The sequence below is a fragment of the Streptomyces sp. NPDC028907 genome (genome assembly GCF_055564995.1).
In genome coordinates, this window is sequence record NZ_JBVHVE010000054.1 from 1 (window position 1) to 1,324 (window position 1,324).

Here is a 1,324-nt window from a genome sequence, read left to right on the forward strand (position 1 = left end):
TAGAGCTTGTAACACGATCTTGTGCTCTCGGAGGCTGGACCGCTGATGCCGGGCTGCGCACCTCCCCGTGATACTTGGACGATGGACAGCTACGAGGGCACCGCGACGCTTGAGTGGTGGGCCAACCGATCGACGTGCTTGGGCAGTGTCGGTGTGCGAGTCGCGGTCCGCGCCGTCGGCGACGACTGGACGTGCGAGGCGATCCTCGAACCTCCCCTGCTTGAGGAGGACCGGGAGAGCTTCGACTTCCTGATGAAGCTGGATCCGCTCTTCGTCCTGCGCTTCGACGAGGAGAGCATGCTGCTGGTCAACGTCGTCGCAGCAGAAGACGACGGACGACTCGTCCTCAGCGCCTACCCGGCAGAGGCGGCGGAGTCAGCCGGTTCCAGGCACGGCGAGCGACGTTGCGCCTCGGCGCTCTGCGAGGTGTAGACCTCGTGATCAGCTCGGCCTTCGATGGAGTCGACGCCAGCAGATGAGTCCACAGGCGAGTGAGACGAAAGCATCATGCAGGTCCAGACGTCGTTCCCAGCGGGTCGCGAGGCGTTTGAACTGGTGGAGCAGGGCGAAGGTCTGCTCGACGACGTAGCGGAGCTTGCCGAGGTCCTGGATGTTCGGGCTGCCCTTGCGGGAGATGATCGGCAGGATCCGGCGTTTGCGTAGCTCTTGGCGGTTGGGGTTGCTGTCGTAGCCCTTGTCGCCGAGGAGGGCGTCGGGCCGTCTGCGGGGGTGGCCGGGGCGGCCGGCGACGGGTGGGATGCCGTCGACCAAGGCGAGGGTCTGGGTGACGTCGTTGACGTTAGCGGCGGTGGTGATCACCTTGAACGGGGTGCCGTTGCCGTCGCTGATCAGGTGGTGTTTGCTGCCCGTCTTCCCACGGTCGACCGGCGACGGGCCGGTCGCCTCGCCCCTTTTTTCGCCTTCACGTGGGAGGCGTCCACGCAGGCTCGCGACCAGTCGATCTGTCCAGCTGCGTTGAGCTCGGCCAGCAGGAGGCGGTGGAGCTGGTCGAAGACTCCGGCCTCGTGCCATCGGCCCAGTCGACGCCAGCACGTCTGGCCGGAGCCGAAGCCGAGTTCCAGCGGTAGTTGCTGCCAGGTGATGCCGGTGTACAGCACGAACAGGATGCCCTGCAGACACCGCCGGTCGTCCACCGGCCGTGGGCCCGGCGACCGCTCCGGCCACGGTGGCAGCAGCGGATCGACCACCGCCCATAACTCGTCATCGACGATCCACGGCTTGTTGCTCACACACCCACGAACGGCCGAACGGTCACACCGGACACGCCCGCCAGCACCCCATCACAAGATCGTGTTACGAGCTC

General features: G+C 66.2%; 2 protein-coding genes. One reads left to right on the forward strand and one right to left on the reverse strand.

The features are described from left to right. Positions 1-81: 81 nt before the first annotated feature. A complete protein-coding gene (locus ACZ4UU_RS45105; RefSeq protein ID WP_471909274.1) occupies positions 82-432 on the forward strand; it encodes a hypothetical protein in 351 nt (116 codons plus the stop codon). A gap of 9 nt (positions 433-441) precedes the next feature. Here the strand turns inward: ACZ4UU_RS45105 and ACZ4UU_RS45110 are convergent. Continuing rightward, positions 442-1,250, reverse strand: a protein-coding gene (locus ACZ4UU_RS45110; RefSeq protein ID WP_471909275.1) for an IS5 family transposase whose coding sequence is annotated in 2 segments (ribosomal slippage) — positions 442-911 and positions 911-1,250 — 810 coding nt in all. Because the reading frame shifts where the segments join, the coding sequence is not laid out codon by codon here. Positions 1,251-1,324: the final 74 nt, after the last annotated feature.

Bases quoted from the DNA above. Each gene is read 5' to 3' on its own strand.
- ACZ4UU_RS45105 (WP_471909274.1), top strand. From the start codon at position 82: ATGGACAGCTACGAGGGCACCGCGACGCTTGAGTGGTGGGCCAACCGA.